Origin of the sequence: Nonomuraea sp. 3-1Str, from assembly GCF_031570565.1 — a bacterium.
Classification (GTDB): Bacteria; Actinomycetota; Actinomycetes; order Streptosporangiales; family Streptosporangiaceae; genus Nonomuraea.
The window spans coordinates 299,070-325,412 of the sequence record NZ_JALHBK010000003.1; the positions used below are offsets into that span (position 1 = coordinate 299,070).

The window sequence follows — 26,343 nt, forward strand, 5'->3', positions numbered from 1 at the left end:
GATCGGCCCCGCGGTGATCACGCGGGTGATCGGCCGCGCGGGAGAGATCGGAATGGGAGAGGACGACCATGCTGGCCGAGAGCGAGATCAACCGGGTGCTCACCGTCACGGCGCACCCCGACGACGTCGACTTCGGCGCGGCGGGCACCGTGGCGCTGTTCGGCGACAGGGGCGTCGAGGTGACCTACCTGGTCGTGACGGACGGCGACGCCGGAGGCAACGAGCGGGAGCTGGACAACTCCGGCATGGCGGAGCTGCGCCGGGCCGAGCAGACGGCGGCCGCCAAGGCCGTGGGCGTCACGGACGTGCGCTTCCTCGGCTACTCCGACGGCACCGTGGTCCCGTCGCTGGACCTCAGGCGGGACATCGCGCGCGTCATCCGCCAGGTACGCCCCGACCTGGTGATCACCCACCACCCCGACCGCAACTACCAGTTCATCGCGCCCAGCCACCCCGACCATCGCGCGGTCGGCGGCTCCGCCCTCGACGCGGTCTATCCGGACGCCCGCAACCCGTACGCGTTCCCCGAGCTGCTGACGGAGGAGGGGCTGGAGGCGTGGACCGTGCGCGAGGTGTGGCTGACGGGCGGCTCGACGCCGGACCACTGGGTGGACGTGACGGACGCCATCGACCGCAAGCTGACGGCGCTCCAGTCGCACGTCAGCCAGGTGGCGCACGTGGAGGGCTTCGCCGACTTCGTCAAGGAACGCTTCGCCTCGTGGGGGAAGCGGGCCGGCTTCGGCGAGGGCCGCTACGCGGAGGGCTTCCAGGTCGTCCAGACGGCCTGACGCTCATGGCTCCCGCCCCCGGGCGAGAGCCATGACCACGCGGACGTGGATCCGCACGGCGCGGAGCGGCACCGTGAGCCGGCCTACGACACGGACCCGGGCGGCACGACCCAGAGCGACGGCTGCCCGGTGACCTCGGCGATGACGTCGAAGTCCCGGTCGTAGTGCAGGATCGTGGCACCGTGCACCTCGGCACAGGCCGCGATCAGCAGGTCGTTCGCGCCCACGCCCCTGTGCTGCGACCTGCGCGCCAGCATGGCCTGCACGTGCAGCGCGCGGATCTCCACATCCGCGTTGACGGGCAGGTGGCGGAAGTCGTCGCGGAGGTGCTGAGCATCGAGCTCATATCCGGCCGGATCGCGAGCGCTGAAGAGGACCTCGAGTTGCGTGACCGTGCAGACGGCCAGCATCTTGTCGAGCATGAGCGGCTCCAGCGCCCGCGCGACGGCGGGGCGGGGCATCCGCGCCAGAGCGCTCTTGTCGATCAGGTAGACCACGCCGGTGGCTACCACGCACGCTTCATGAGCTCCGGATCCAGTAGATCCGTATTGTCCTTCGAGGTCCAGTATTCGAATGCTTCGCGCCGCTTTGCCCTTTCGGCGATCTCCGTCAGGGCGGCGTGGACCGTCTCCTTCATGTTCTTCGTGCCCAACTCCTCCTGGGCTATCTCCAGGAGCTCCTTGTCGATATCGATCACCGTACGCAAGGGACATCACCTCCGCTACCTCCAGGGTATATCACAGATCGTGATCTTGATATACGCACTCACCGTGAATGCACGGGCACGGAAAGGCGTCGCGGAGACGCTAGGGCATCGCGGCCGGCCGTTTCAGCACCCCTGTGACACCGGTGGAGGATTCTCACCCCTCAGGTGAAATCGCCGATCGGCGCCGTCCTGCGAGGCGGGCGAACAGGTAGCCCAATGAGTTGGTCGCCGTGTGCAGCATGGACGGCGCCAGCAGACCGGCCCGGCGGCGCAGCTCGCAGAACAGCACTCCGGCGACGCCCGTCGACACCACGCTGCCCGCCACCACCCGCGCCGTGTCGAGCCGCCCAGGCCGCTCCCCCGCCGTGAGCGCGCCGAGGGCCGGGTTGGCGCGGGCCATGTCGATCGCGGGCAGCACGTGCCAGAGCCCGAACAGCGCCGACGAGACCGCCGTGGCCGCCGCCGTGCCGTGGTCGCGGCGGAGCATGCCGTACAGAGCGCCCCTGAACCCGGCCTCCTCCAGCAGCACCGTGCCGACCGGCACCTGGAGCAGGGCCTCCTCCAGGGCGCGGGCCGGCGTGAGCGACAGGGCCCGCTCGTCCTGGAACAGCGGCCTGGTACGGGGCACGGCGACGCCGGCCGTGTAGACGACCGCCACGCCCGCGGCCAGGACGGCGCCGGTCAGGGCGCCCCGGCGCGGATGCTCGAACCCCAGCTCGGCCCAGGAGGCCCCGGACCGGCGCGCCATCGCGACCAGCGCGGCGGTGGCGGCGGTGGAGGTCAGGGGCGCCAGGCGGGGGGCGACCCGGTTGTTCAGCACGTTGGCCGCGGCCAGCACGACGATCGACGCGATCAGCATCCCTGCAGGCTACGTCCCGCCCGCACGGTGTCAGGCGGTGGCACGTGTCAGGCGGTGGCGCGGGTCGGGAGGTGACACGTGTAGGGAGGTGGCGCGGGTCGGGCGGCGGCGCGGGTCAGGCGGTGGCGCGGGTGCGCCAGCCGGCGGGGAAGCGGGAGCGGCGGCGTTCCTCGGGGGTGAGACCGCCCCAGATGCCCTCCGTCTCCCCCGCCCGTATGGCGTAGGCCCGACACTCGGACAGGACCTCGCAGCGGGCGCACACCGCCTTGGCGCGTCGCTCCTGGGCGGCTGAGGGCGCCAGCGGGAAGAAGAGCTCAGGATCGCTGGATCTGCAGGCGCCCCCGCGCAGCCAGCCGGTCTCCTCCAATGGCATGGCGCCCACGGTATGCCGGGTACATGATCGATCGCATCATCCTGTGGGTTGACCTTCGCCTACATCCTCAGCAGGCGTCGACGCCCCCGTTGTACCCCGTCGCGAAGGAGCGCTGGCGTTGCGCGGCCGTGCCGTGGGCGGCCGGGTCGAGCCAGTCGTCGGTCGGGTCACCCGCCGCCTCCAGGTTGAGCAGCAGCTCGTCCTCGTCGCCCGGCTCCGCCCGCAGCGCGCCCGAGGAGACCAGGCCCGACAGGGTGCCGCCCGCGTAGCAGTCGGCCTGCAGCTCCGCCTGGATGTTGAGCCGGAAACTGGACTGGAGCTGGGCCTGCACCGCGTGCCCGAACTCGTGCGGGATGATCAGGTACACCGACCCGTCGCCCATGTTGTTCCAGAGTCCCTCCAGCCAGTCCCGGTCGTAGGCGATGAAGTGGCCGTCCGGGCAGTAGAAGGCGTTCTGCGGCACGGCGGGCTCCCCGGCGCAGCTCGGCCCGGACCGCCCCGAGTACGGGATGAAGCGGGTGATGGGCTGGTAGGTGCGGCCGGCGGCGGCGAACCGCTGCTGCCAGAACGACTCCGTCAGGGACCGGGCCGCCCGCACGTCGCTCTCGAAGCTGTCGTCGCCCTGGACGTTCCGCGACGGGGCGGTCGTCAGCCCGCACGCGGAGACCAGTCCGCAGGACAGCAGGAGCGCGAGGGCCAGCGCGAGGGGGCGTGTCACGCGGTCACACTTCCCACGCGCGCACGGGTTCATTCGCGGTCAGACTTCCCACGTGTGCACGGGTTCGTTCGCGTGCATGTGCTGGGCGTACTCCAGCGTCATACGCCGCAGCGCCTCGTGCCTGTCGCCGCCCAGCGCGCTGACCTTGTCCACCTGCCAGCTCGCCCCGGTGCGCCCGGTCAGGCAGCGCGCCTCGATGATCCCGAGCATCCGGTCGGCGACGGCCGTGTCCACGCCCCACGCGGCGAGCCCCTCGTACGCCATCGGGAGCAGGCGGCGCAGGATCAGCTCACTCGCGGACACCTCGCCCAGTCCCGGCCAGTACAGGCGGGCGTCCAGGCCGCTCCGGGCGGCGGCGTTGAGGTTCTCCTCGGCGGCGGCGAAGGACATCCGGCTCCAGACGGGCCGCTCGATGTACGGCAGGACGCGCATGAGGCCGTAGTAGAACGCGGCGTTGGCGGCGATGTCGGCCACGGACGGGCCGGCGGGCAGCACGCGGTTCTCGACCCGCAGGTGCGGACGGCCGTCGACCACCGCGTACACCGGCCGGTTCCAGCGGTAGATGGTGCCGTTGTGCAGGGTCAGCTCGGGCAGCTCGGGGACGCGGCCCTGCGCCAGCACGTCCTTGGGCTCCTCCGGCTCGCACAGCGGCAGCAGCGCCGGAAAGTATCGGACGTTCTCCTCGAACAGGTCGAAGACGCTGGTGATCCACCGCTCGCCGAACCACACGCGCGGGCGTACGCCCTGTGTCTTCAGCTCGGCCGGCCGCGTGTCCGTCGCCTGCTCGAACAGGGTGATCCTGGTCTCGCGGTGCAGCTCCTTGCCGAACAGGTACGGCGAGTTGGCGGCGACCGCGACCTGTGCCCCGGCGATGGCCTGGGCGGCGTTCCAGTGGGCGGCGAACGCCTCGGGGCCGACCTGGAGGTGGAGCTGCACGCTGGTGCAGGCGGCCTCGGGCGTGATGCTGTCGGCGTGCGTGTCCAGGGTCTCGACGCCCTGGATGAACAGGTGCAGGTCCTCGCCCCGGGCGGCGAAGATCTGCTCGTTGAGCAGCCGGTAGCGGGGGTTGGCCGACAGCGTGCCCTCGCCGATGTCCCGCTCGCGCAGCGTGGGCAGGATGCCGATCAGGACGAGGTGGCCGCCCTGCGAGCCGGCGCGCTCCTCGGCGTGGTTGAGGCGGGCGCGGACGTCGTCCTCCAGCCTGGCCGCGCCGTCGCCGGCCAGGTCCTGGGGCTCGATGTTGATCTCGATGTTGAACTGGCCCAGCTCGGTGGCCCAGTCGGGCCGCTGGATGGCTTTGAGCACGGCGGCGTTGCACATGGCGGGCTCGCCGTCCGCGTCGACGAGATTGAGCTCGATCTCCAGGCCGGCCAGTGGCCGCTGGTCCTCGAAACGGGAGTCGCCGAGCATCTGGGCCAAGACATCAAGGCATCGTCGTACCTTTTCGCGATATTGCCGCCTGTCGTTCCGACTGAAAACGACGACCGGCACATCCCTCCCCATATACCGAAATTTCCCCAACGCTGCCCTTTTAGGCCAGAAATCCCGGACTTAAGAGAGGAATCAAACGAGGCGGCGCGCGGTGGCCCAGCGGGACAGCTCGTGCCGGTTGGACAGCTGCAGCTTGCGCAGCACCGACGACACGTGCGTCTCGACCGTCTTCACCGAGATGAACAGCTCCTTCGCGATCTCCTTGTACGCGTAACCGCGCGCGATCAGCCGCAGCACCTCGCGCTCCCGCTGCGTCAGCGAGTCGAGCTCCGGGTCGATCGACGGCGCCTCCGACGAGGCGAACGCGTCCAGCACGAACCCCGCCAGCCGCGGCGAGAACACCGCGTCGCCGTCGGCCACCCGGCGGATCGCGTCGGTCAGCTCCCGGCCGCTGATGTTCTTGGTGACGTAGCCGCGCGCGCCGCCCCGGATCACGCCGATCACGTCCTCGGCCGCGTCCGACACCGACAGCGCGAGGAAGCGCACCTGCGAGCCCGAACCGAGCACCCGGCGCAGCACCTCCTGCCCGCCGCCGCCCGGCATGTGCACGTCGAGCAGGACCACGTCGGGCTGGAGCTCGGCGATGGCCTTCACCGCCGTCTCGACGTCCTCAGCCTCGCCGACCACCTGGATCGAGTCGCCCAGCTCGGCCCGCACCCCCGACCGGAACAGCCGGTGGTCGTCCACGATCAGTACGCGCGTCATCCGCCTACCCTCAGTCATTTCCTCGCGAGCCAACCAGCTTCAGTCCTTCGCGACCTTCATCGTCAGCATCACTTCCGTCCCCTCATCGGGCTCGGTGCGCACCCTGGCGGACCCGCCATGGCGCTCCATCCTCCCGATGATGGACTCCCTGATGCCCATCCTGTCGAGGGGGATCGCGTCCAGATCGAACCCCTTACCGCGATCCTTCACGAAAATCGTGGCCTCGTCACCCTCGACTTCGGCGTACACCGAGATGGTAGAGCTTCCGGAGTACTTGGCCGCGTTGACCATCGCCTGCCGCGACGCCTTCAGCATGGCGGCGAGCCTGCCGCCCGCGTCGAGCTCCATGTCGCCGACGCAGACGACCTCGATGGCCACGCCGTGCGCGTCCTCCTCCTCGGCGGCGATCCGGCGGACGGCCGCGGCCAGCGTGGCGTCCGCGTCCTGCGCCGGCTGGTACAGCCAGTTGCGCAGGTCGCGCTCCTGCGATCGGGCCAGGCGCACCACCTCGCGCTGGTCGTGCGCGACCCGCTGGATCAGCGTCAGCGTGTGCAGCACCGAGTCGTGGACCATCGCGGCCACCTCGGCCCGCTCCTCCTGGCGGATGCGCTCACGCCGTTCGAGCTGGAGCTCCTTCCACAGGCCCGCGAGCCACGGCGCGGCGATCACGGCGAGCCCGCCGACCACGACCCCGGTGAACAGCAGCCCCGGCCGCGCCTCGGCCAGCCTGCCCTCGACGGCCAGGAAGCCCACCGCGCCGACGACCACGAGCGCCACGCCGAGCAGCGTCCGCACCCGGTTGGCGCGAATGCTCTTGGTGGCCCCGCTCACCCAGCCCTTGCGCCGCTCCGGGTCCGCCTGCTGCCACAGGATGAGCGCGCCGATGCCGCCCACCGCGAACGGCAGCATGCCGATGCCGCCCTTGGACGCGCCGCTCAGCCAGCCGAACGCGAGCAGCGCCACACCGATCGCGCTGAACGCGGCGAGCTGGCTCCAGTCGCGGGCCGGCGGCGGTCCCTCGTACGGCTCGCGCGGCGCGATCATCCAGAGCACCGCGTAGGCCACTCCGCCGACCCCGCCCACCACGGTCAGCAGCACGAACGTCAGCCGGATCACGACCGGATCCAGCTTCAGCTGCGCGGCGAGCCCCTGCGCCACACCTCCGAGGAGGCGGCCCTCCATGGGCCGCGTCATCCGGCGGTAGGGCGCATCGCCACCGGGCTCGGCAAGAGTCTTCTGGTCAGCCATAACACCGTCATCGTCACACGGAGCGGGCGAAAGAGGCATCAGGGAACGACCCCCGGGTCCCGTCAGGGGTGTCCCGGATGCGGCGCGCCACGCGCCGGGCCACGATGGTGTCATGACAGAGGCACCGCCGAAGGCACCCGCCGCGCCTCCCCGCGAGCTGCGCCGCAGCTCCGAGGGACGCTTCCTGCTGGGCATCTGCGCCGGACTGGGACGGCAGACGGGGATCGACCCCGTGGTGTTCCGCGTGGCCTTCGTGGTGCTGCTGTTCGGCTCGGGCATCGGCATGTTCGTCTACATCGCGGCGTTCCTGCTCATGAAGGAGCCGAACGGCCGGCCCGGCTACATCGAGCAGTGGACCCGCCGTGACTTCGACGCCGACACCGTGATGGCGCTGCTGACGGCGGTGCTCGGGTTCGGCCTGGCGATCAACCTGACGACGGTCTGGCTCGACACCGGCACGCTGGTGGTGGGGCTGCTGCTGGCGATCTCGCTCCTCGCGGCGCACTCCAGGGGCGTGGACCTGCTCGGGCTGCTCCGCTCGATGCCGGAACGTCTCAAGCGCCGTCCGACGCCGGGCGCCTACCCGCCGCCGCCGGTCTACCCGCCGGCCCCGCCCGCCGCCCGCCCGTTCCCCACGGGGCCGCCCGCGCAGGGCGTTCCCCGTACGTACGCCCAGGGAGCGGCACGCGCGTACACCCGGGAGACGCCCGCGCCGCAACCGGAGCCGGCGGAGGCCGCGGCCCATCAGGAGACGGCGCCCCCCGAGACGGCGGCGGCCCACGCCGACCAAGGTCTCACGGGCGGCACGAGTCCTTCGCCGTCAGGTGAGCCGTTCGCGCCCCGCGGCCCGTACCAGCCGCCGAGCGGACCCTTCGCCCCGCGCGGCCCGCACCAGGCGACGGGCCCGCGCCGGCCCGAGGGCGCCTACGAGCCACGCCCCCCGTACCCGAGCGACCGGCCGTACCAGCCGCTGGACCCGCGCAGGCGCGCCGGCTACTCCCCCTACGACCCCGTCCTGTACGGCCGGCCCGTGCGGCGGCCCCCCAGGCCGCGGCGGCCCCCGTCGTTCATCGGCCCCATCACCTTGCTGCTGGCCTTCGTCATTGGAGGGATCACCGTGGCCGTCCAAGCCCGCTCGGGCACGGCAGTGAGCCCCGCCCTCGTCGGCGGCGCCGTGCTCGTCACGATCGGCGCCGGCCTGCTGGTCGCTGCCTGGTGGGGCCGCGGCGCCGGGCTGGTCGCCGTGGGCACGGGCGTGGCCGTCCTGCTGGCGTTCGGCCTGATGATGGGCGGCGTGCCACGCAACGTCGGCGACTTCGTGTGGACGCCTCTCACGGTCGCGGAGACGAGCCACGGGTACGAGGTGGGGCTGGGCGACGGCAGGCTGGACCTGTCGGAGCTGAAGATGACGCCCGGCACGAGCGTGACCCTGAACGCGAGGGTCTCCATCGGCGAGCTCACCGTGATCGTGCCGCCGGAGGCACGCGTGGAGGTGCACGCGAGCAACAAGGTGGGCGACATCCAGATCGACCAGTCGATCAGAGGCGGCATGGACATCCGCTTCGACAAGGTGCTGGAGCCGGACACGACCCCCAAGGACGCGGTGTCCACCATCGTGCTGAACCTGCGGGGCGGCGTCGGGGACATGGAGGTGCGCCGTGCCGCGTGAGCGTGAGCCGGGCGAGGAGATGGAGCCCGCCCGCCGGACCCACCGTACGGACTGGATGGCGCTGCTCAGCGGCATGCTGTTCGTGGCGCTCGGCGTGCTGGTGCTGACGGGCTCGCTGAAGGATCCGCTGGCGCTGGTGGGGCTGGTCGTGGTGGGGCTGGGCTTCTCGGGCCTGGTCGCGGTGGTCGCCCGAGTGGTGCGGGGCCGCTGAGCGATCGCCTGGGGCGTACGGGTGGTGCGGGGTACAGAACCCTTGACCGGGAAAAACCTCGGCGTAATTTGGCAACTATCCACTTATTCCCCCCTGCTTCGAGGGAGGACGTATGCCCCGCATCACCATCACCGTCGATGGGGTCAGGTACGAGGAGGACGTGGAGCCACGGCTCCTCCTCGTCCACCTCCTGCGAGAGCGGCTGGGTAAGACCGGCACCCCCATCGGCTGTGACACCAGCAACTGCGGCGCCTGCACCGTGACGCTGGACGGCAGGAGCGTCAAGAGCTGCTCCGTGCTCGCCGTCCAGGCCGACGGCTGCGACGTCGTCACGATCGAGGGACTCGGCTCGGCCGGGTCCATGCACCCGATGCAGCGGGCCTTCCACGAGGAGCACGCGCTGCAGTGCGGCTACTGCACGCCGGGCATGGTCATGGCCGCGATCGACCTCCTCAGGGACGATCCCGACCCCTCGGAGGAGACCATCAGGCACGGCCTGGAGGGCAACCTGTGCCGGTGCACCGGCTACTGCACCATCGTGCGCGCGGTGCGGCGGGGCGCCCAGGAGATGGGGCAGGCGGTGAGGACGCCATGACCGAGCTGGACCCCGGCCTGGTCGGCGAGCAGATCGCGGAGAGCGGGCAGATCTCGGAGCCGGTCGGCGGCAGGGAGGTCGGCCGGGCCCGGCGGCGCAAGGAGGACGCCCGGCTGCTCACCGGGCACACCCGGTGGACCGACAACCTCCAGCAGCCGGGGATGGTGCAGGTCATGTTCCTGCGCAGCCCGATGGCGCACGCCAGGATCACCCGGGTGGACGTGTCGGGCGCGCGCGGGCTCCCCGGGGTGCTGGCCGCCTTCAGCGGCGAGGACTTCGCGGCCGAGCAGGGCAGCCTGCCGTGCGCGTGGCCGGTGAGCGAGGACATCGTGATCCCCGACCACCCGCCGATGGCGGTGTCGGAGGTGAGGTACGCCGGCGAGGCCGTCGCCTGCGTGGTGGCCGTCGACCGCTACCGGGCGGCGGACGCGCTGGAGGCGATCGAGATCGACTACGAGCCGCTGCCTGCCGTCACGGACATGCGCGACGCGCTTACCCCGGACAGCCCGAAGGTGCACGAGGGCGGCAACAAGGCGTTCAGTGCCAGGATCACCTCGGGTGACGTGGAGGCCGCGTTCCGGGACGCCCCGGTGGTCATCGACCGGACGTACGTCCAGCAGCGGCTGATCCCGAGCGCGATGGAGCCCCGCGCGGTGCTCGCGAGCACCGACGGCGACACGTTCACGCTCTGGTCGTCCACGCAGATCCCGCATGTGCTGCGGGTCATGCTGGCGGTCACGACCGGCATCCCCGAGCACCGGCTGCGGGTCATCGCGCCGGACGTGGGCGGCGGGTTCGGCTCGAAGCTCCAGGTCACCGCCGAGGAGGTGCTGTGCCTGCTGCTGACGCGCCGGCTCGGCCGGCCGGTCAAGTGGAGCGAGTCGCGCTCCGAGGGCAACCTGACCGTCCACCACGGCCGCGACCAGATCCAGCACATCCGGCTGGCGGCCGAGGCCGACGGTCGCATCAGGGGGCTCCGGGTGGAGCTGCTGGCCGACATGGGCGCCTACCTCATGCTGGTCACCCCAGGGGTGCCGATGCTGGGCGCGTCGATGTTCAACGGGATCTACAAGATGGACGCCTACGAGTTCACCTGCACGGGCGTCTTCACCACGAAGATGCCGACCGACGCCTACCGGGGCGCGGGCCGTCCGGAGGCCACGTACGCCATCGAGCGCGTCATGGACGAGCTGGCCGCCGAGCTGGGCATCGACCCGCTGGAGGCGCGGCGGCGCAACTGGATCAGGCACGACGAGTTCCCGTACACCACGGTCTCCGGGCTGACCTACGACTCGGGCAACTACGAGGCGGCCACGGAGCGGGCGATGGCGCTGTTCGGCTACGACAAGCTGCGGGCCGAGCAGGCGGACCGGCGCGACAGGGGCGACCCGGTGCAGCTCGGCATCGGCGTCAGCACCTACACCGAGATGTGCGGCCTGGCGCCGTCGCGCATGCTCGGCATGGCCAACTACGGCGCCGGCGGCTGGGAGCACGGCTCGGTGCGCATGCTGCCCACCGGCAAGGTGGAGGTCGTCACCGGCACCTCGCCGCACGGGCAGGGGCACGTGACGTCGTGGAGCCAGATCGTGGCCGACGCGCTCGGCGTGCCGTTCGAGGACATCACGGTGCTGCACGGCGACACGGCCGTCGCGCACAAGGGCATGGACACCTACGGCTCGCGCTCGCTGGTCGTCGGCGGCATGGCGGTGCTCCGGGCGTGCGAGAAGGTCAAGGACAAGGCCCGCCGGCTGGCCGCGCACCTGCTGGAGTGCTCGCCGGACGATCTGGAGTTCGAGGCCGGGGCGTTCAGGGTGCGGGGCACCGGGGCGAGCCGAACCATCCAGGAGCTGGCGTTCGCCGCGTTCACGGCGCACGACCTGCCTGAGGGCGTGGAGGCGCGGCTCGACTCCGACGCGACGTTCGACCCGGACAACTACTCCTTCCCGCACGGCACCCACCTGTGCGCGGTCGAGGTGGACACCGAGACCGGCATGGTGAAGATCCGGTCATACGTGGCGGTGGACGACGTCGGCAAGGTCGTCAACCCGCTGATCGTCGAGGGCCAGATCCACGGCGGCATCGCGCAGGGCGTCGCGCAGGCGCTGTTCGAGGAGGCGGTGTACGACGTGGAGGGCAACCTGCTGACCACGACCATGGCCGACTATCTGCTGCCGTCGGCCGCCGACCTGCCGTCCTTCACGACGGACCGCACCGAGACGCCCGCCACGGGCAACCCGCTCGGCGTCAAGGGCGTGGGCGAGGCCGGCACCATCGCCTCCACGCCGGCCGTGGTCAACGCGGTCGTGGACGCGCTGCGCCCGCGCGGGATCGACGACGTACGGATGCCCTGCACGCCGGAGCGCGTCTGGCGGGCGGTGCGGGGGTCCCGGGAAGGAGCACGGTCATGATCCCTGCGCAGTTCGACTACGTGCGCGCCGGCTCGCTGGAGGAGGCGTGCCGGGCGCTCGCCGCCGACGAGGACGCCAAGGTGCTGGCGGGCGGGCAGTCGCTGCTGCCGCTGCTGCGGTTGCGGCTGTCGTACCCGACGACGCTGGTCGACGTCGGCCGGTTGCCCGAGCTGTCGGGCGTCGAGGACCGCGGCGACCACGTCCACATCGGCGCGATGACCACGCACGACGAGGTGATGCGCTCGCCCGTGGTGGGCGCGGCCTGCCCGCTGGTGGCGATGGCCACCGCGACGGTGGCCGACCCCGCCGTGCGGCACCGCGGCACCTTCGGCGGCTCGCTGGCGCACTGCGACCCGGCCGGTGACCTGCCGGCCGTGGTGCTGGCGCTGGACGGGGTGTTCGTGGCCCGGTCGGAGGGGGGCGAGCGGGACATCCCGGCCGCGGAGTTCTTCGTGGACTACCTGGAGTCGTCGCTGCGTCCGGGCGAGATCCTGGCCGGGCTGCGGATCCCGAAGCTCGGCGAGGGCTGGGGCTACCACTACGAGAAGTTCCACCGGACCGCGCAGGCGTGGGCGATCGTCGGCGTGGCCGCGGCCGTCAAACGCTCCGACGGGGCGATCCAGGAGGCCCGGATCGGCCTGACGAACATGGGCTCGACGCCGGTCCGGGCGCACGCGGCCGAGGAGGCGCTGCGGGGCGTGGAGCTCGGCGACCGGGTACGGGCGGCGTGCGAGGCGGCGGCGGAGGGCACCTCGCCTCCGGCCGACCTGCACGCGCAGCCGGACTACCGCAGGCACCTGGCCAAGGTGCTGACCTACCGCGCGGTCGGCAAGGCCGCCGGGGTGCCCTGACGCGGGCGGGCGTCCCTTCCGGGGCGCCCCTCTCGGACGTAGTGTCGATGGTGAGGAGCGATCCGATGGCGATGCGGTTCGAGCACGAGTTCACCGTCCCGGTCCCGGTCGAGCAGGCGTGGGCGGTGCTGCTCGACGTCGAGCGCGTGGCGCCGTGCCTTCCCGGGGCGTCGCTCGACGCGGTCGAGGGTGACGAGTTCACCGGCAGGATGAAGGTCAAGGTGGGGCCCATCACCGTGACCTACCGCGGCTCGGCCCGGTTCGAGGACGTGGACAAGGACTCCCACACGCTGACGATGCAGGCGTCGGGCAAGGAAGCGCGCGGGCCCGGCACGGCCTCGGCCACCGTGCGGGCCCGGCTGACCGCGGCCGCGGCCGGCACGACGGCCGTGGCGGTGGAGACGTCGTTCCACGTGACCGGGCGGCCCGCGCAGTTCGGGCGCGGGGTCATGACGGAGGTGGGCGGGCGGCTGATCGACCGGTTCGCGGGCAACCTGGCCGACCTGCTGGCCGAGCCCTCCCACGAGCCGCCCGCCGCACCGGCCCCGCAGGCACCGGCCGCGCAGGCGCCGGCCCCGCAGGCGCCGGCCCCGCAGGCGCCGGCCGAGGAGGCGGTGGGCGAGAAGCCGCCGGCCGAGGAGGCCCTGGACCTGCTGGAGCTCGCCGGCGCCCCGCTGCTGAAGCGGCTCGCGCCCGTCGCGGGCGTCCTGCTGGCGCTGGCGTTCGCGGCCTGGCTGATCAGGCGGCTAATGCGATAGATACCGCAAAATCACCCTAAAACGGGACAAGGTGCACTGAAGTTCGGGAATCCCCTCCCCACGTGACGCACTCGCGGGGGGAGCCGGCATGCCGGACTGCACGGTCGTCGTGATCACCTACAACGACGCGGCCCGCCTGCCCAGGGCCGTGCGATCGGTCCTCGGCCAGACGCTGCGCGACCTCGAAGTGATCATCGTGGACGACGCGAGCACGGACGCCACCCCTGACGTGGCCGCGGACCTCGTACGGGCCGACTCCCGCGTGCGCCACCTGCGCCGGGGGCTGAACAGCGGCGGCTGCGGCGCGCCCCGCAACGACGGGCTCGACGCCGCGGCCTCGCCGTACGTCATGTTCCTCGACAGCGACGACGAGCTGCCCCGGCACGCCTGCAAGAGCCTGCTCACCGAGATCGAGCGCACCGGCGCGGACTTCGTCTCCGGCCAGATCTCCCGCCTGTACGAGTGGAACGGCCGGTCGGAGCCCTACTACCCCGAGCTGTTCGCCCGGCGGAGGGTCGTGGAGGGCATCCGCAAGGAGCCCCGGCTCTTCCTCGACTCGTTCACCACCAACAAGCTCTACCGGATGTCGTTCCTGGATGAGCACCGGCTGCGCTTCCCCGAGGACATCCACTACGAGGACCACGTCTTCGCCACCGAGGCGTACGCCGTCTCCCGCCGCTTCGCCGTCGTCCCGTGGCCCGTCTACCTGTGGCACCGGGCGCGCGGCGGGTCCTCCATCTCGCTCCGCATCGAGGCGATGGAGAACGTGCGCCACCGGCTCGTCGCCGCCTGGCGCAGCGACGACGTGCTGCGCCGATACGGCGTGGACGATCTGGTGCCGGACCGGCAGGAGCGGTTCCTGCGCCAGGACCTGCGTGTCTACCTCAACCCGCTGCCCCGGCGCGACCGGGTGTGGGCCAAGGAGTTCGCCGCGCTCGTCCGGCCGTACCTGGAGCGGATTCCGGCCGAGGCGGTCGACCGGCTCGACCCCATGATGCGGGTGTGCTGCCAGCTGATCCTGACGGACCGGATCGACGACCTGCTGGTGGCCGCCGCCTCGCTGACCGGCGACCACGCCCCGCCGCGCGCCGCGGTCCGGGCCGGCGGGCGCACGTACTGGGGCACCACGGTCTCCCCCGGCATGGACATCACCTCGCTGCGGCTGGCCGAGCTGCCCTTCAGCGCCAGCCGGCTGCGGCACGAGGTGACGGAGCTGTCCGCCGACGGCGAGCGGGTCCGCATGACCGTGCGCACGTACGACCCGTTCGGCGCGCTGCCGCCGGAGTGGCGGGCGCGCCCGCGGCTCGGCGGCGAGAGCGTCCCCATCCGGCCGCTGCCGTCCGGCGAAGGCGGCTACACCACCGAGGTGGCCTTCACGGTGCGGCGGGGCTGCGAGCCGAGGATCGCCTTCACCAGCGTCGCGACCGGCCACACCACCTCCGACCGGCTCATGCTCCACCCCGGCGCGGAGCCCGTCGAGCTGCCCCGGGTACGGCTCGAACCGTCCGGCCACGCGGCGTACCTGCGGGTCCGCGAGCGTCCGAGCCTTCGCTCGCTGCCGCGCCGGCTCGCCCGCAGAGCGATCAGGATCGCCGGCCGGCCGCGCCACAAGCTGCTCGCGTACCGTGTGCTGATCAGCGTCCTGCGCCCGCGCCGGGACCTCGCGCTGTTCGAGTCGGACGTCGGCAAGGGCTGCACCGGCAGCCCGCGCGCCGTCCACGACGAGATGAGGCGGCGCGGCCTGCCCGTCGAGACCGTGTGGTCGGTGGCCCGGGGCCGTGGCGACGTACCCGCCGGGGCCCGCTCGGTGCGCCGCGGGAGCTGGCGCTACGTCTGGACGCTGGCCCGCGCCGGGATCTGGGTGGACAGCCACGGCTTCCCCCTCGACTACCCGAAGCCGCGCGGCACCCGTTACCTGCAGACCTGGCACGGCCAGGGCATCAAGTCGATCGGCTTCGACGCGCCCGACCTGCGCGCCGACTTCGACCGGCCGCGCGAGGTGTGGCGCGCCGCCGTCGCCCGCTGGGACGCGCTCGTCTCGCCCAGCGAGGAGTTCTCGCGGCTGTTCGCCGGCGCCAACGGCTACACCGGCCCCATCCTCAGGTACGGCACGCCGCGCTGCGACGCGCTGGTCCACGGGGTGTCCGGGACCGACGTCCGCGCCCGGCTGGAGATCCCGCCGGATCGCAAAATCCTGCTGTACGCGCCCACCTACCGCGACAGCGCCAAGGGCGAAGGCGCGTCGGTCCGGGCCGACCTGGAGCTGATGGCCGAGGAGCTGGCCGGCGAGTGGGTCGTGGTGCTGCGCACCCACCCGGTCGAGCGGTACACGGTGCCCGGGCACCTGCGGCACTTCGTCCGGCCGGCCGGGACGTACCCCGAGGTCAACGACCTGATGCTGGCCTCCGACGCGCTGCTGACGGACTACTCCTCGGTGATGTGCGACTACGCGATCACCGGCAGGCCGATGCTGTTCCTCATCGACGACTGGGACGACTACCGGCTGCGTGAGCGCGGCGTCTACCACGACCTGCCGGCGATCGCCCCGGGCCCGTGCGTGCGGACGACCGGGGAGCTCATCGACCGGCTGCGCGACCTGCCCGCCGTCCACGCCTCCTACGCGCGCCGGTACGCGGCCTTCCGCGCCCTGTGGTGCGCCGAGGAGCGCGGCGACGCCTCGGCGCGGGTCGTGACGGCCTTCTTCGGCGACTCCCCCATGGAAGGGAAGCACGTGGAAGGGAAGCACGTGAAAGGGAAGAGGGCGGCGTGAACGTCGTCTTCGCGTGCCTGGACGCCGACACGCTGGGCGGGATCCAGCGGGTCACGCACACCCTCGCGCAGGGCCTGGCCGAGCGCGGCCACGCGGTCCGGGTGGTCGGGCTGCACCGCTCCGCCGCGCCGTTCCGGTACGTGGCCGAGCCGCGCTACCGGCGGCACGTGGTCGGCCGCGCCCCGGCCGGCCGGGCGGGCCGGACGGCGCGGGCGCGCGCCGACCGCCGCCTGGCCCGGCTGCTGCGGGCCGCCTCACCCGGGTTCGCGGTGCTGACCTCGCCGAGCGTGGTGGCCCGGCTGGCGCCGCTGCTGCCCGCGTCGCTCCGCTCCATCGGCCAGTACCACGGCTCGTACGAGCACGCCGGCGGCTGCTGGCACCTGAGCTCCATCCGCAGGCACTACCCGGAGCTGGACCAGGCGGTCTTCCTCAGCGAGGACGACGCCTGGCGCTTCTCCGAGAACGCGCTGCTGCCCAACGCGTGGTCGCTGCCGAACCCGTTGCCCGCCTGGCCCGAGGAGGTCTCCCCGCTGGAGGCGCCCCGGGTGCTGGGCGTGGGGCGGCTGGAAGGGGTCAAGCGGTTCGACCGGCTGATCAGCGCGTTCGCCGCCTCCGGCGCGCCGCGGCCGTGGGAGCTGCACCTTGTGGGCGACGGCTCCGAGCTGGACCGGCTGCGCGCGCACGCGGCCCGCGAGGGGGCGGCGGACCGGGTGGTGTTCAGGGGGCGGGTGCCCGCCGAGCTGATGCCGGCGGAGTACCTGGCGGCCTCGCTGGTGGCGGTGACCAGCGAGCACGAGGGGCTGCCGCTGGCGCTGCTGGAGGCCGCGGCCCACGGGGTGCCCGCGGTGGCGTTCGACGTGTCGGGCGGGGTCCGGGCGGCGGGCCCGGTGCTCGTCCCGCCCGGCGACACCCGCGCGTTCGCGCTGGAGCTCGGCCGGCTCACCGGCTCCTCCCGTGAGCGGCGGCGGCTCGGCGCCGCCGCCCGCGCCGGGGCTGAGGCGTTCCGCCTCGACCGTGTGCTGGACGCGTGGGAGACCCTCTTCGCCCACGTCACCCGCTGACGTCGGCGCGGGCCTTCTCCGAGGATCCGGTGGCCTGTTGCGGCGGCAGACCGGCCAGCTCCCGCTGGCGCGAGGTGAGCAGGGCCGCGACCGGTCCCGGCTCGCGCAGCCGCTGGAAGCGGTCGCGCAGGCGCTTGCGCGTACGGGCGGCGCGGCGCTTCTGCATGGTGCGCTGGAGGGTCGCCAAGTGCTCCTTCGAGGGCGCGGGCGCGCCGCTGAGCTCGTACCCGTTGGCCATCAGCCGATCCCCGAGGACCTGCTCGGCGAGCGAGATCTCCCAGTCCTCCAGCCGGTTGGCCCAGCTGCCCACGCGCGAGCGGGTCACGTCGCCGTGGGTGTTGCTGTGCCAGACCTTGTGGACGGGTACGGCCACGCTGGCCGCCTCGCGCGGCGAGACCATCGCCGGGTCGAAGTCCTCCTCCAGGAAGAGGCAGAGCTTCTTCAGCTCGGTCGAGGGGTCGTCGGTCAGGTCCTCGTACCGCAGCTCGTAGTAGGTGTCGGCGGGCAGCGTGCGCCGCAGCTTGACGCCCGCGTCGATGGCCTCGGCCCAGGTGGTGATGGCGTGGAAGGAGTTGAGGGTGTACCAGGGCATCTCCTTCAGCGAGGAGACGCAGTCGCGGCCGTCCCTGATGAGGTGGATGAACTGGGCGTCGGGGAAGAGCCTGCGCAGGATCTCGACCTGCTTGACGTAGCTGGGCCGCTTGTCGCCCCAGCGCGGCTTGCCGAACCGCTCGGCGTACATGCGGAACGTCGTGCCGATGACCGAGCCGAGCGAGCCGGGACCCTCGATCGCCTGACGGATGAACTCGTCCTTGTCGATCTTGAGTTCCTTGAACTTCGTGGTGCGGTCGGTCGCGATCCACTCCGCGAGGGCGGCGCGGCGCTGTGCGAGGCGCATGTCGCCGAACGAGCGGCGGCGAACGTAGGCGGGCACCAGGTACCGCGTCTCGGGCGGCACGGCCATGCGCGGGTGGGAGTGCAGCATAAGCTGCAGCATCGTGGTGCCGGAGCGTGGGCAGCCGACGACAAAGACGGGCCGATCGGACATTTCGTTCTAACCCCCGAAAATTTAGACGAGAACGCGCTCTCGGCTCTCCTGCCGGGAGGACACGGTGTGCCTGCGCGTGAAGAGCCACATCCGGTAGACAAGGAAGATCTCGTTGGCGAGCAGCAGCACCCCGGCGACGGCGGACACCGGCACCAGCGCGGCCACTCCGACGAGGGGCGCGACCACGAACACCGCGGCGTGGAACTCGATGCCGCTGATCAGGTGCGAGCGGACGCGGCGGCGGGCGAGGTACCTGTTGAGCCGCCTGGAGAAGGTGCGGTTGCGGCCACGCCTGCGGCTCACGGTGACGACGTGCTCCACGGCGTCGTCGTCGTCGACGACCTCGCCGTCGTCCGCCTCTCCCAGGCTCGGGAGGGGCACCATGAGGACCGGCTCGCTGACGACCGCGGCCTGCTCCCGGTTCCAGACGCGGGCCGCCTCGCGCAGCTCGGCCGCCTCGGCCCTCGCCTCCCTGATGATCTCGCGTACCCGCTTCATCTGCGGCGCGTTGACGTACCGGAAGAGGTCGAGCACGGCGATCCCCGCGCCGAGCACGATGAACTGCACGTCACCGGTGAGGGCGTACTGCCCGTACGCCAGACCGGTGGCGCAGAGGACCACCCGCACCCGGTCGCCCACGTAGTCCAGCCAGAGCCCGAAGGGCGTCCCCGTGCCCTTGAGCCGGGCGATCTTCCCGTCCACGCAGTCGACCATGAAGCTGAGATAGAACGCCGCCGCGCCCGCGACCAGCAGGTCCAGGGCGAAGCAGAGGGCCGAGACCAGGCCGATGACCAGCGACAGCACGGTGAGCTCGTTGGGCGTGATCCGCGACCGGTTGGCCACCAGCAGAGCCGTCCGGCACGCCAGCGGGTCCACGAGGTACACGGTCCACCAGGAGTCTCTCCGCTTGCGTGTCGCATGGACGTCATCGAGCGAATAGGTCCTCATGGATTCCAGCATGACCACCCGCCGTGAGTGAGTGACTACACTCTGGAACTACTGGGTGATGTCCATGCCCGTTCTTGACCATCCCGGCACGGACAGCCGCCACGTCCGATTGCCGTCCCCGTCGCGGAAGCAGCCTTCGAGCACCAGCCCACGCGTCTCCACCTGGGCGTACAGGCGCCACGTCGGCCCCCCGCGCCGCAGCCGCCGCGGGTCGATCTCGGCGAGCAGCCGCCCGGCCCCCAGCCGGCGTGACGGCAGCGGCACCTTGCGGCTGCCGTCGCTCAGCCACACCTCGATCTTGCGCGGCCGGCGCTCCACCCGGTGCAGGGCCACCTCCCCGACCACCGCGAAGGCCTGGCCGTTCCACCGGCACTCCTCGACCTTGGCCAGCACCTTGATCTCCTCCCGGGCGTCGTACACCTCGTCGGGGATCCGCAGCGAGCGGTCGCGGAAGTACGGGTAGTCGCCGTACCAGTTGGCCCGGCGCAGCCCGCGAGGGACGATGCGGGCCGCCTCGGCGGACGACCTCCTGAACTCCCGGACGGTGCGCAGCTCCCTGATCAACCCGCGCTCCACCAGATACAGCTCCAGCCGCCGCAGGGACGGCGCGGTGGCCAGCACGCCCGGGTTCAGGACCGCCAGCCACTGCCGGGCGAGGTCCAGCAGCGCCTCCAGGTCGTCGCCCGCCGCGTGCTCCAGCGCCTGGAACAGGAAGACGATGTCCTTCTCCAGCACCAGGCCGTCGAAGGAGCGGGTCAGCTCCGGCGCCTCCTCCTGCAGGAACGAGCGGACGGCCCGGATGGCCTCCAGGCGGTCGGTGAGGTTCGGCAGCTCGGCCCGCCGCTGCGTGATCGAGGTCTCCCCCGACTCCCGCTTGCGCCAGTGGTAGACGACGTCCGGCAGCAGGTCCACGCTGGCGGCCAGCACGTGGGCGCGCATGCTGAGCGGCACGTCCTCGTAGATGCCCTGACGGAACCGCAGCCGATGCTCGTACCAGAAGTCCTTGCGGTAGAGCTTGTTCCACACCGTCCGGTCCCTGACCAGCACCCGCCGGTCCATGATGTGGGTGCGCCGCACCGCCCGCCGGAAGATCTTGTCGTGCAGCGACGACGACGACAGCTCGCCGTCCGCCATGCGCCGCACCCCGCCGCACGCGAGGTCGGAGCCGGTCCGCTCCAGCGAGGAGACCAGCAGCTCGTACGCGCCGGGCGGCACGACGTCGTCGCTGTCGGCGAACGCCAGGTACGAACCGCGGGCCCAGCGCACACCCTCGTTGCGGGCCGGACCGGGACCCCGGTTGGGCTGGCGCACCACGACGAAGCGCGGGTCACGGGAGGCGAACCCCTCGGCGATCCGCCGGCTCCCGTCCACCGACCCGTCGTCCACCAGGATGACCTCGATGTCGGCCAGCGTCTGGGCCGCCAGCGACTCCAGGCACTCGGCGATGTACTGCTCCACGTTGTAGAACGGGACGACGACGCTGACCAGGGGCGCCATGCCGGGCTCCTTGAGTGGGGGACGGGTCCGAGGGCAGCATGCCGCCGCCATGGCCTCTCGGCGGTGACCGATGCTCCACCCTGATCAGCTCTTTACCAGGCGCATAGTCCGCTACGGTGTGGACGTAACCAGGCACGGAGCGTGAGGGGGTCCGATGCTCAGACACGTCGACCACGGCGATCTGCCCGTCATGCGCCGCTGGCGCAACCATCCGAAGGTCCGCGCGGCCAGCTTCACCACCCACGAGATCGGCGAGGACGAGCACGCCCGGTGGTGGGCCGGGGTGCGGACCGACCCGGCCAGGCAGGTGCTGGTCTACGAGCACGGCGGGGTCGCCTCCGGGGTGGTGACGTTCTCCGGGCTAGCGCCGGGCGCGCCGATCGCCCACTGGGGCTTCTACCTCGACCTCGACCGCCTGGAGCGCTCGGGCGAGCTGCTCGCCGCCTGGTTCGGGCTCGAACGCGCCGCGATCCGCCACGCGTTCGGCCCGCTCGGGCTGACGACGCTGCGGGGCGAGGTGCTGGCCGCCAACAAGCCCGTACGCCTGCTGCACAGCCGCTTCGGCTTCACCGAGATCGGCGGCTACCGGCGGCTGCTCGACGGCGAGAGCGTGGACGTGGTGCTGATCGAGTTCACCCGCGCCGCCCGGAGGGACGAGTCATGACGTCGCTGTCGATCGCCGGCCGCCGCGTCGGCCCCGACCGGCCGCCGTTCGTCGTCGCCGAGATGTCCGGCAACCACGACGGGAGCCTGGAGCGCGCCCTCGCCATCGTCGAGGCGGTGGCCGCGAGCGGCGCCCACGCGCTGAAACTCCAGACCTACCGGCCCGACACGATCACCGTCGACGCCGACGGCCCGGCCTTCCGCCTCGGCGGCGGCCACGAGCTGTGGGGCGGCGAGCGGCTCTACGACCTGTACCTGCGGGCCCACACGCCGTGGGAGTGGCACGAGCCGATCTTCGCCAGGGCCCGGGAGCTGGGGCTGGTGGCGTTCTCCTCGCCGTTCGACCCCACGGCGATCGAGCTGCTGGAGAAGCTCGGCGCCCCCGCGTACAAGATCGCCTCCTCGGAGCTGGTGGACCTGCCGCTGATCCGGCTGGCCGCCGCCACCGGCAAGCCGCTCATCCTGTCCACGGGCATGGCCACGGCCGGGGAGATCGACGCCGCCGTACGGGCGGCCCGCGACGCGGGCTGCGCCGAGCTGGCCGTCCTGTCCTGCACCGCCTCCTACCCCGCCTCGCCCGCCGAGAGCGACCTGCGCGGGCTGCCGCTGCTGGCCGGGCTCACCGGCGCGGTCGTCGGCGTCTCCGACCACACGCCGGGCATCGGCGCGTCGCTCGCCGCGGTGGCCCTGGGGGCCTGCCTGATCGAGCGGCACGTCACGCTGGACCCGGCGGGGGGCGGCGTGGACGCGGCGTTCTCGCTGGAGCCGGCCGAGCTGGCGGCGCTGGTCGTGGAGAGCGAGCGGGCCTGGCAGGCGCTCGGCGAGGCCCGCATCGGCCCCAGCCCGTCGGAGCGGGAGGGGCTGCGCTTCCGCCGGTCGCTGCACGTGGTGGCCGACGTGCGGGCGGGCGAGGAGGTGACCGGGCGCAACGTACGCTCGATCCGGCCGGCCGGCGGGCTGCCGCCCGCGGCGATGACCGACGTGGCGGGCCGCCGCTTCACCCGGGACGCCGCGGCGGGCACACCGCTCACCTGGGACCTGGTCTGACCCTTTGGGACCTGGTCTGAGCCTTCACCGCAGAGAGAGCAGCGCGTCGGCGACGCGTTCGCGGCCCTTGCCGTCGACGAGGCCGCTGCCCCGCCGGCCGTACTCCTCGCGCAGCCCCGCGTCGCCGAGCAGGCGGGCCAGCACCTCGACGGCGGCCTGTCCGGGGTCGGGGCCGAGCGCGGCGGCGATGCCGCCGGCGGCCAGCGCCTCGTAGCCGATGAGCTGGTTGGCGGCCACCCAGGTCAGCGCCGCCGGCACGCCGAGATAGAGCAGCTCCCAGATGGTGGAGCCGGCGGCGGTGAGCACGAGGTCGGCCTCGGCCATGAGCTGCGGCAGCCGGTCGGTGGGCGGGATGACGGTGATCGGCCCCTCCACCGCGAACAGCCGGGGGCTCACCACCGTCGCGTGGAACGGCAGCCCCGTGGCGTTCAGCGCGCCCGCCCAGGCCGACGTCACGCCGGCGCTGTCGGTGCCGCCGAAGAAGCACAGCACGCGGGGCACCTCGCCGCGTGGGCCGGGCGCCCGGCGCAGCCGGCGGACGCTGTCGCGCAGCAGCGCGTAGCGGACCCCGGCCAGCCGCTCGGCGAGCAGCGGGAAGGGCCGCAGCTCCGCGCCGAGGTTCTGGTCGAGGTAGAGGTCGGCCTCCTGACCGAGCGGGTCGCCGTCCACGATCGCCAGCACGGCCGCGCCCGTCGCCCTGATCCGGGCGCCCGTGCCCGGAGCAAGGTCGTACGAGTCGAGCACCACCACGTCGAGGCGCAGGTCGCGCACCAGCTCCGCGAGGCGCTCGGGGTCGGCCGGGGCCGGGACGAGCGGCAGGCCGCGCGCCAGGAGCTGCGCCCGCGCCCACGCCGAGCCGGCCAGGTCGCCCAGGAAGCCGACCTCGACACCGCGCCCGCGCAGCTCCTCGGCGAGCGCCACGCAGCGCACCAGATGGCCGACGCCCCTGCCGGCGCCGGCGTCGCAGCGGACGCCGACCCGGCCGGTCATGCCTCCTGCAGCGCTTTCTGCTGGACGTGCGCGTTGAGCCTGAGCACCTCCGGCCGGGCCCGCAACCAGCCCACGAGCGTCGCGTACGGCAGGCACCGGTCGCCGAGGGCGGCCACCACCCGCGAGATCAGCCGCCAGTCGTCCTCGGTGTCGAGGGTGACCCGCAGGTCGGCAGCCGCCGGGGCGTAGGCGAGGCCGAGCAGCCGCGACGCGCCCGGATGCGTGTAGAGGTAGGAGGTGACGTGGACGCGATGGTGGGCGGCGGCCTCCCGCCCGGCCCGCGCCAGCGCCTCCCGGCTCGCGATCTCGACGTCGAGGCCGCGCGGCAGGGTACGGGTCAGGCTCGTGCTCAGGTAGTCGAGGCCCGGCACAGCCCGGTAGACGAGCGCCGCCTCGCGGACGATCGCGGGGTCGAGCAACGGGCAGTCGGCGGTGAAGCGCATCACCGCGTCGGCCGGGTGCAGCTCCAGCGTCTGCTGGAACCGGGTGAGCACGTCGTCGACCGGCCCCCGATGCCAGGCGACGCCCAGCCGCAGGCACTCGGCCACCACGGCCTCGTCGGCGGGCTCGGTCGTGGTGGCCACCACCAGCTCGTCCACCGCGTCCGCCTGGCGGACGGCCCGCACCACCCAGCCCAGCACGGACCTGCCGCCCAGGTCGCGCAGGACCTTGCCCGGCAGCCGCGTGGACCCCGTCCGCGCCTGAATGACTCCGACAATCCGCACTGAAGCCCCATTCCCCCGTGTGACCGTGCGTTGCTGGTCGATCGCGCTATGCTACCGGCTCAGCTCCGGCGACTACAGGGCGTGAACACGATTCAGGGGGTCACGTGAGCATTCTGAGCGGCTCATCCGTTCTGATCACCGGCGGCACGGGGTCCTTCGGCAAGGCGTTCATCCGCCACGCGCTGGGCGTCCTCGACGTGCGCCGCCTGGTGGTCTTCTCCCGCGACGAGCTCAAACAGTGGGAGGCGCGCCAGGTCTTCGGCGACGACAAGCGGCTGCGCTGGTTCATCGGCGACGTGCGCGACCGCGACCGGCTGACCCGCGCCATGCACGGCGTCGACTTCGTGGTCCACGCCGCCGCGCTCAAGCAGGTCGACACCGCCGAGTACAACCCGTTCGAGTACGTCCGCACCAACGTCACAGGCTCGCAGAACGTCGTCGAGGCCGCCATCGACAGCGGCGTGCGCAAGGTCGTCGCCCTGTCCACCGACAAGGCGTCCGGCCCGGTCAACCTCTACGGCGCGACGAAGCTGGTCGCCGACAAGCTGTTCGTGTCGGCCAACCACTACGCCGCCGGCCACGCCACCCGCTTCGCCGTGGTCCGCTACGGCAACGTGGTCGGCAGCAGAGGCTCGGTCGTGCCGTTCTTCCAGCGGCTCGCCGCCGAGGGCGCCAGCCTGCCGATCACCGACAAGCGCATGACCCGGTTCTGGATCACCCTCGACCAGGCCGTGCGGTTCGTCGTCGACTCCTTCGACCTCATGCGCGGCGGCGAGCTGTACGTGCCGCGCATCCCCAGCATGCGCATCACCGACCTGGCCGAGGCCGTCGCGCCGTGCGCCACCGTCCACGAGGTCGGCGTCCGGCCCGGCGAGAAGCTGCACGAGGAGATGATCGGCTCCGACGACGGCCGCCGCGCGCTGCGGCTCGGCGACCGCTACGTCGTGCTCCCGGCCATCGCCACGTGGGGCTACGAGCCGCCGCCCGCGGGCGAGCCGCTGCCCGACGGCTTCGCCTACCGCTCCGACACCAACGACCTGTGGCTGTCGGCCGAAGACCTGCGCCGCATGCTCGCGGACGGCCGCTGGTGATCCCGTACGGCCGGCATTCGGTCGACGAGGACGACGTCCGGGCGGTCGCCGAGGTGCTGCGCGGCGACTGGCTCACCACCGGGCCGGAGGTGAGCCGGTTCGAGGCGGAGCTGGCCCGGTGGACCGGCGGCGTGCCGTGCCTGGCGGTCACCTCCGGCACCGCCGCGCTGCACGTGGCCTACGCCGCCGCCGGCATCGGGCGGGGCGACGAGGTCGTCACCTCGCCGCTGACGTTCGTGGCCACGGCCGCCGCGGCCGCGCTGCGGGGCGCCCGGGTCGTCTTCGCCGACGTGCAGGACGACACCGGCAACCTCGACCCCGACGCGGTCGCCGCCCTGGTCACGGGCCGCACACGGGCCGTGACCGCCGTCGACTACGCCGGCCACCCCGCCGACTACGACGAGCTGCGCGGCGTCGCCGACCGGGCCGACGCGACCCTCGTCGGCGACGCGGCCCACTCCCTCGGCGCCTCCTACAAGGGACGGCCCGTGGGTCTGCTGGCCGACATCACCACGTTCTCGTTCTTCGCCACCAAGACCGTCACCACCGCCGAGGGCGGCGCGGTGGCCCTGCCCCACGGCGAGCGCCACACCCGCGCCGCGCGCTTCCGCAACCACGGCCTGGTACGCGACCCGGCCGAGCAGCGCGACCCCGGCCACGGCGGCTGGCACCAGGAGGTCCACGACTTCGGCCTCAACTACCGGCTGCCCGACGTGCTGTGCGCGCTCGGGCTGAGCCAGCTCCGGCGGCTGCCGGCCTTCCTGGCGCGCCGGGCCGAGCTGGTGGCGCGCTACGACACGCTGCTGGCCGGGACGCCCGGACTGCGGCTGCCGGGGCGGCGCCCGTACACCGAGCCGGCCTGGCACCTGTACCCGGTGCGGGTGCTCGACGGCCGCAGGCGGGAGGTCTACGACCGGATGCGGGCGGCGGGGATCGGGGTGCAGGTCAACTACATCCCGGCGTACTGGCATCCGGTGTTCGAGGACCTCGGCTACCGGCGCGGCATGTGCCCGCGGGCCGAGGCGTACTACGGGGAGGAGCTGTCGCTGCCGCTCTACCCCGGCCTGACCGACTCCCAGCAGGACCAGGTCGTGGAGTCGCTGCTCACCGTCCTCCACTGACG

At 72.6% G+C, this 26,343-nt stretch carries 26 protein-coding genes; 13 read left to right on the forward strand and 13 right to left on the reverse strand.

Going from position 1 to position 26,343, the window contains the following annotated elements; translation table 11 throughout:
* Positions 1-68 precede the first annotated feature (68 nt).
* On the forward strand, positions 69-788 hold the full coding sequence (locus MTP10_RS08025) for a PIG-L deacetylase family protein (RefSeq protein WP_310708395.1): 720 nt from the start codon (positions 69-71) through the stop codon (positions 786-788).
* Between the two features lie 83 nt (positions 789-871).
* Here the strand turns inward: MTP10_RS08025 and MTP10_RS08030 are convergent, their stop codons facing one another.
* The 8 genes from MTP10_RS08030 to MTP10_RS08065 all read right to left on the reverse strand — a co-directional run bounded on the left by MTP10_RS08030 (position 872) and on the right by MTP10_RS08065 (position 6,888).
* Positions 872-1,300, reverse strand: coding sequence for a PIN domain nuclease (locus MTP10_RS08030; RefSeq protein ID WP_310708396.1), 429 nt, complete (start codon positions 1,298-1,300; stop codon positions 872-874).
* Positions 1,294-1,485: a type II toxin-antitoxin system VapB family antitoxin gene (locus tag MTP10_RS08035; RefSeq protein WP_310708551.1), complete on the reverse strand. Its 192-nt coding sequence runs from the start codon at positions 1,483-1,485 to the stop codon at positions 1,294-1,296. The genes MTP10_RS08030 and MTP10_RS08035 overlap by 7 nt, the downstream gene beginning before the upstream one ends.
* 163 nt (positions 1,486-1,648) lie before the next feature.
* Positions 1,649-2,353: a CPBP family intramembrane glutamic endopeptidase gene (locus MTP10_RS08040; RefSeq protein ID WP_310708397.1), complete on the reverse strand. Its 705-nt coding sequence runs from the start codon at positions 2,351-2,353 to the stop codon at positions 1,649-1,651.
* Positions 2,354-2,468: 115 nt separating this feature from the next.
* A complete protein-coding gene (locus MTP10_RS08045) occupies positions 2,469-2,726 on the reverse strand; it encodes a WhiB family transcriptional regulator (RefSeq protein WP_310708398.1) in 258 nt (85 codons plus the stop codon).
* 67 nt (positions 2,727-2,793) lie between these two features.
* Positions 2,794-3,444: a neutral zinc metallopeptidase gene (locus MTP10_RS08050; RefSeq protein WP_310708399.1), complete on the reverse strand. Its 651-nt coding sequence runs from the start codon at positions 3,442-3,444 to the stop codon at positions 2,794-2,796.
* Positions 3,445-3,483: 39 nt separating this feature from the next.
* On the reverse strand, positions 3,484-4,854 hold the full coding sequence (locus MTP10_RS08055; RefSeq protein ID WP_310708552.1) for a glutamate--cysteine ligase: 1,371 nt from the start codon (positions 4,852-4,854) through the stop codon (positions 3,484-3,486).
* A gap of 153 nt (positions 4,855-5,007) precedes the next feature.
* The gene (locus MTP10_RS08060; RefSeq protein WP_253768218.1) at positions 5,008-5,640 is read right to left on the reverse strand and encodes a response regulator transcription factor; all 633 of its coding nucleotides are present in this window, start codon (positions 5,638-5,640) and stop codon (positions 5,008-5,010) included.
* A gap of 39 nt (positions 5,641-5,679) precedes the next feature.
* The gene (locus tag MTP10_RS08065) at positions 5,680-6,888 is read right to left on the reverse strand and encodes a PspC domain-containing protein (RefSeq protein WP_310708400.1); all 1,209 of its coding nucleotides are present in this window, start codon (positions 6,886-6,888) and stop codon (positions 5,680-5,682) included.
* Between the two features lie 112 nt (positions 6,889-7,000).
* Here MTP10_RS08065 and MTP10_RS08070 point away from each other — a divergent pair, with 112 nt between their 5' ends.
* From MTP10_RS08070 to MTP10_RS08105, 8 genes are all read left to right on the forward strand, one after another.
* Complete coding sequence (locus MTP10_RS08070) at positions 7,001-8,557, forward strand: PspC domain-containing protein (protein ID WP_310708401.1); 1,557 nt, start codon at positions 7,001-7,003, stop codon at positions 8,555-8,557.
* Positions 8,547-8,768, forward strand: coding sequence for a hypothetical protein (locus MTP10_RS08075; RefSeq protein WP_310708402.1), 222 nt, complete (start codon positions 8,547-8,549; stop codon positions 8,766-8,768). Before MTP10_RS08070 ends, MTP10_RS08075 begins: the two co-directional genes overlap by 11 nt.
* 112 nt (positions 8,769-8,880) lie before the next feature.
* Complete coding sequence (locus MTP10_RS08080) at positions 8,881-9,363, forward strand: 2Fe-2S iron-sulfur cluster-binding protein (RefSeq protein WP_310708403.1); 483 nt, start codon at positions 8,881-8,883, stop codon at positions 9,361-9,363.
* Positions 9,360-11,771 (forward strand): xanthine dehydrogenase family protein molybdopterin-binding subunit, encoded by a 2,412-nt coding sequence (locus tag MTP10_RS08085; RefSeq protein ID WP_310708404.1) that lies wholly within the window; start codon positions 9,360-9,362, stop codon positions 11,769-11,771. The genes MTP10_RS08080 and MTP10_RS08085 overlap by 4 nt, the downstream gene beginning before the upstream one ends.
* Positions 11,768-12,622, forward strand: coding sequence for a xanthine dehydrogenase family protein subunit M (locus MTP10_RS08090; RefSeq protein WP_310708405.1), 855 nt, complete (start codon positions 11,768-11,770; stop codon positions 12,620-12,622). The genes MTP10_RS08085 and MTP10_RS08090 overlap by 4 nt, the downstream gene beginning before the upstream one ends.
* Before the next feature lie 65 nt (positions 12,623-12,687).
* Positions 12,688-13,380: an SRPBCC family protein gene (locus MTP10_RS08095; protein WP_310708407.1), complete on the forward strand. Its 693-nt coding sequence runs from the start codon at positions 12,688-12,690 to the stop codon at positions 13,378-13,380.
* A gap of 88 nt (positions 13,381-13,468) precedes the next feature.
* Positions 13,469-16,150, forward strand: a complete 2,682-nt coding sequence (locus MTP10_RS08100; RefSeq protein WP_310708408.1) for a CDP-glycerol glycerophosphotransferase family protein — start codon at positions 13,469-13,471, stop codon at positions 16,148-16,150.
* Positions 16,147-17,211, forward strand: a complete 1,065-nt coding sequence (locus MTP10_RS08105; protein ID WP_310708409.1) for a glycosyltransferase — start codon at positions 16,147-16,149, stop codon at positions 17,209-17,211. Before MTP10_RS08100 ends, MTP10_RS08105 begins: the two co-directional genes overlap by 4 nt.
* On the opposite strand, the gene MTP10_RS08110 is transcribed toward MTP10_RS08105, so the two are convergent.
* The 3 genes from MTP10_RS08110 to MTP10_RS08120 are packed head-to-tail and all read right to left on the reverse strand — an operon-like array spanning position 17,201 to position 20,704.
* Positions 17,201-18,259 carry a sulfotransferase gene (locus tag MTP10_RS08110; RefSeq protein ID WP_310708410.1) on the reverse strand — a complete coding sequence of 353 codons (1,059 nt, stop codon included), beginning with the start codon at positions 18,257-18,259 and terminating at the stop codon, positions 17,201-17,203. The genes MTP10_RS08105 and MTP10_RS08110 overlap by 11 nt on opposite strands.
* Positions 18,260-18,280: 21 nt before the next feature.
* Positions 18,281-19,207 (reverse strand): CDP-alcohol phosphatidyltransferase family protein, encoded by a 927-nt coding sequence (locus MTP10_RS08115; protein ID WP_310708411.1) that lies wholly within the window; start codon positions 19,205-19,207, stop codon positions 18,281-18,283.
* A 48-nt stretch (positions 19,208-19,255) separates the two neighbouring features.
* Positions 19,256-20,704 (reverse strand): glycosyltransferase family 2 protein, encoded by a 1,449-nt coding sequence (locus tag MTP10_RS08120; RefSeq protein ID WP_310708412.1) that lies wholly within the window; start codon positions 20,702-20,704, stop codon positions 19,256-19,258.
* A gap of 154 nt (positions 20,705-20,858) precedes the next feature.
* Here MTP10_RS08120 and MTP10_RS08125 point away from each other — a divergent pair, with 154 nt between their 5' ends.
* Together MTP10_RS08125 and pseI are read left to right on the forward strand one after the other, a co-directional pair.
* Entirely contained in the window at positions 20,859-21,368 is a 510-nt protein-coding gene (locus MTP10_RS08125; protein WP_310708413.1) for a GNAT family N-acetyltransferase, read from the forward strand.
* Complete coding sequence (gene pseI, locus MTP10_RS08130) at positions 21,365-22,414, forward strand: pseudaminic acid synthase (protein ID WP_310708414.1); 1,050 nt, start codon at positions 21,365-21,367, stop codon at positions 22,412-22,414. The genes MTP10_RS08125 and pseI overlap by 4 nt, the downstream gene beginning before the upstream one ends.
* 24 nt (positions 22,415-22,438) lie before the next feature.
* Here pseI and MTP10_RS08135 read toward each other — a convergent pair whose 3' ends face one another.
* Both MTP10_RS08135 and MTP10_RS08140 read right to left on the reverse strand, forming a co-directional pair.
* Positions 22,439-23,404, reverse strand: a complete 966-nt coding sequence (locus MTP10_RS08135; protein WP_310708415.1) for a hypothetical protein — start codon at positions 23,402-23,404, stop codon at positions 22,439-22,441.
* Positions 23,401-24,129 carry a glycosyltransferase family protein gene (locus MTP10_RS08140; protein WP_310708416.1) on the reverse strand — a complete coding sequence of 243 codons (729 nt, stop codon included), beginning with the start codon at positions 24,127-24,129 and terminating at the stop codon, positions 23,401-23,403. Before MTP10_RS08140 ends, MTP10_RS08135 begins: the two co-directional genes overlap by 4 nt.
* 104 nt (positions 24,130-24,233) lie before the next feature.
* Between MTP10_RS08140 and pseB the strand changes: the two genes are divergently transcribed.
* Positions 24,234-25,220, forward strand: a complete 987-nt coding sequence (gene pseB, locus MTP10_RS08145; protein ID WP_310708418.1) for a UDP-N-acetylglucosamine 4,6-dehydratase (inverting) — start codon at positions 24,234-24,236, stop codon at positions 25,218-25,220.
* Positions 25,217-26,341 carry a DegT/DnrJ/EryC1/StrS family aminotransferase gene (locus MTP10_RS08150; RefSeq protein WP_310708419.1) on the forward strand — a complete coding sequence of 375 codons (1,125 nt, stop codon included), beginning with the start codon at positions 25,217-25,219 and terminating at the stop codon, positions 26,339-26,341. The genes pseB and MTP10_RS08150 overlap by 4 nt, the downstream gene beginning before the upstream one ends.
* The last annotated feature ends 2 nt before the right edge of the window (positions 26,342-26,343 follow it).

Excerpts from the sequence above, each read along its gene's own strand:
- MTP10_RS08135 (WP_310708415.1), bottom strand. The coding sequence starts at position 23,404 with ATGACCGGCCGGGTCGGCGTCCGCTGCGACGCCGGCGCCGGCAGGGGC.
- MTP10_RS08060 (WP_253768218.1), bottom strand. The coding sequence starts at position 5,640 with ATGACGCGCGTACTGATCGTGGACGACCACCGGCTGTTCCGGTCGGGG.
- MTP10_RS08090 (WP_310708405.1), top strand. The coding sequence starts at position 11,768 with ATGATCCCTGCGCAGTTCGACTACGTGCGCGCCGGCTCGCTGGAGGAG.
- MTP10_RS08115 (WP_310708411.1), bottom strand. The coding sequence starts at position 19,207 with ATGAGGACCTATTCGCTCGATGACGTCCATGCGACACGCAAGCGGAGA.
- MTP10_RS08055 (WP_310708552.1), bottom strand. The coding sequence starts at position 4,854 with ATGCTCGGCGACTCCCGTTTCGAGGACCAGCGGCCACTGGCCGGCCTG.
- MTP10_RS08080 (WP_310708403.1), top strand. The coding sequence starts at position 8,881 with ATGCCCCGCATCACCATCACCGTCGATGGGGTCAGGTACGAGGAGGAC.
- MTP10_RS08125 (WP_310708413.1), top strand. The coding sequence starts at position 20,859 with ATGCTCAGACACGTCGACCACGGCGATCTGCCCGTCATGCGCCGCTGG.
- MTP10_RS08065 (WP_310708400.1), bottom strand. The coding sequence starts at position 6,888 with ATGGCTGACCAGAAGACTCTTGCCGAGCCCGGTGGCGATGCGCCCTAC.
- MTP10_RS08045 (WP_310708398.1), bottom strand. The coding sequence starts at position 2,726 with ATGCCATTGGAGGAGACCGGCTGGCTGCGCGGGGGCGCCTGCAGATCC.
- MTP10_RS08095 (WP_310708407.1), top strand. The coding sequence starts at position 12,688 with ATGGCGATGCGGTTCGAGCACGAGTTCACCGTCCCGGTCCCGGTCGAG.
- MTP10_RS08110 (WP_310708410.1), bottom strand. The coding sequence starts at position 18,259 with ATGTCCGATCGGCCCGTCTTTGTCGTCGGCTGCCCACGCTCCGGCACC.
- MTP10_RS08120 (WP_310708412.1), bottom strand. The coding sequence starts at position 20,704 with ATGGCGCCCCTGGTCAGCGTCGTCGTCCCGTTCTACAACGTGGAGCAG.
- pseI (WP_310708414.1), top strand. The coding sequence starts at position 21,365 with ATGACGTCGCTGTCGATCGCCGGCCGCCGCGTCGGCCCCGACCGGCCG.
- MTP10_RS08100 (WP_310708408.1), top strand. The coding sequence starts at position 13,469 with ATGCCGGACTGCACGGTCGTCGTGATCACCTACAACGACGCGGCCCGC.
- MTP10_RS08085 (WP_310708404.1), top strand. The coding sequence starts at position 9,360 with ATGACCGAGCTGGACCCCGGCCTGGTCGGCGAGCAGATCGCGGAGAGC.
- MTP10_RS08025 (WP_310708395.1), top strand. The coding sequence starts at position 69 with ATGCTGGCCGAGAGCGAGATCAACCGGGTGCTCACCGTCACGGCGCAC.
- MTP10_RS08070 (WP_310708401.1), top strand. The coding sequence starts at position 7,001 with ATGACAGAGGCACCGCCGAAGGCACCCGCCGCGCCTCCCCGCGAGCTG.
- MTP10_RS08040 (WP_310708397.1), bottom strand. The coding sequence starts at position 2,353 with ATGCTGATCGCGTCGATCGTCGTGCTGGCCGCGGCCAACGTGCTGAAC.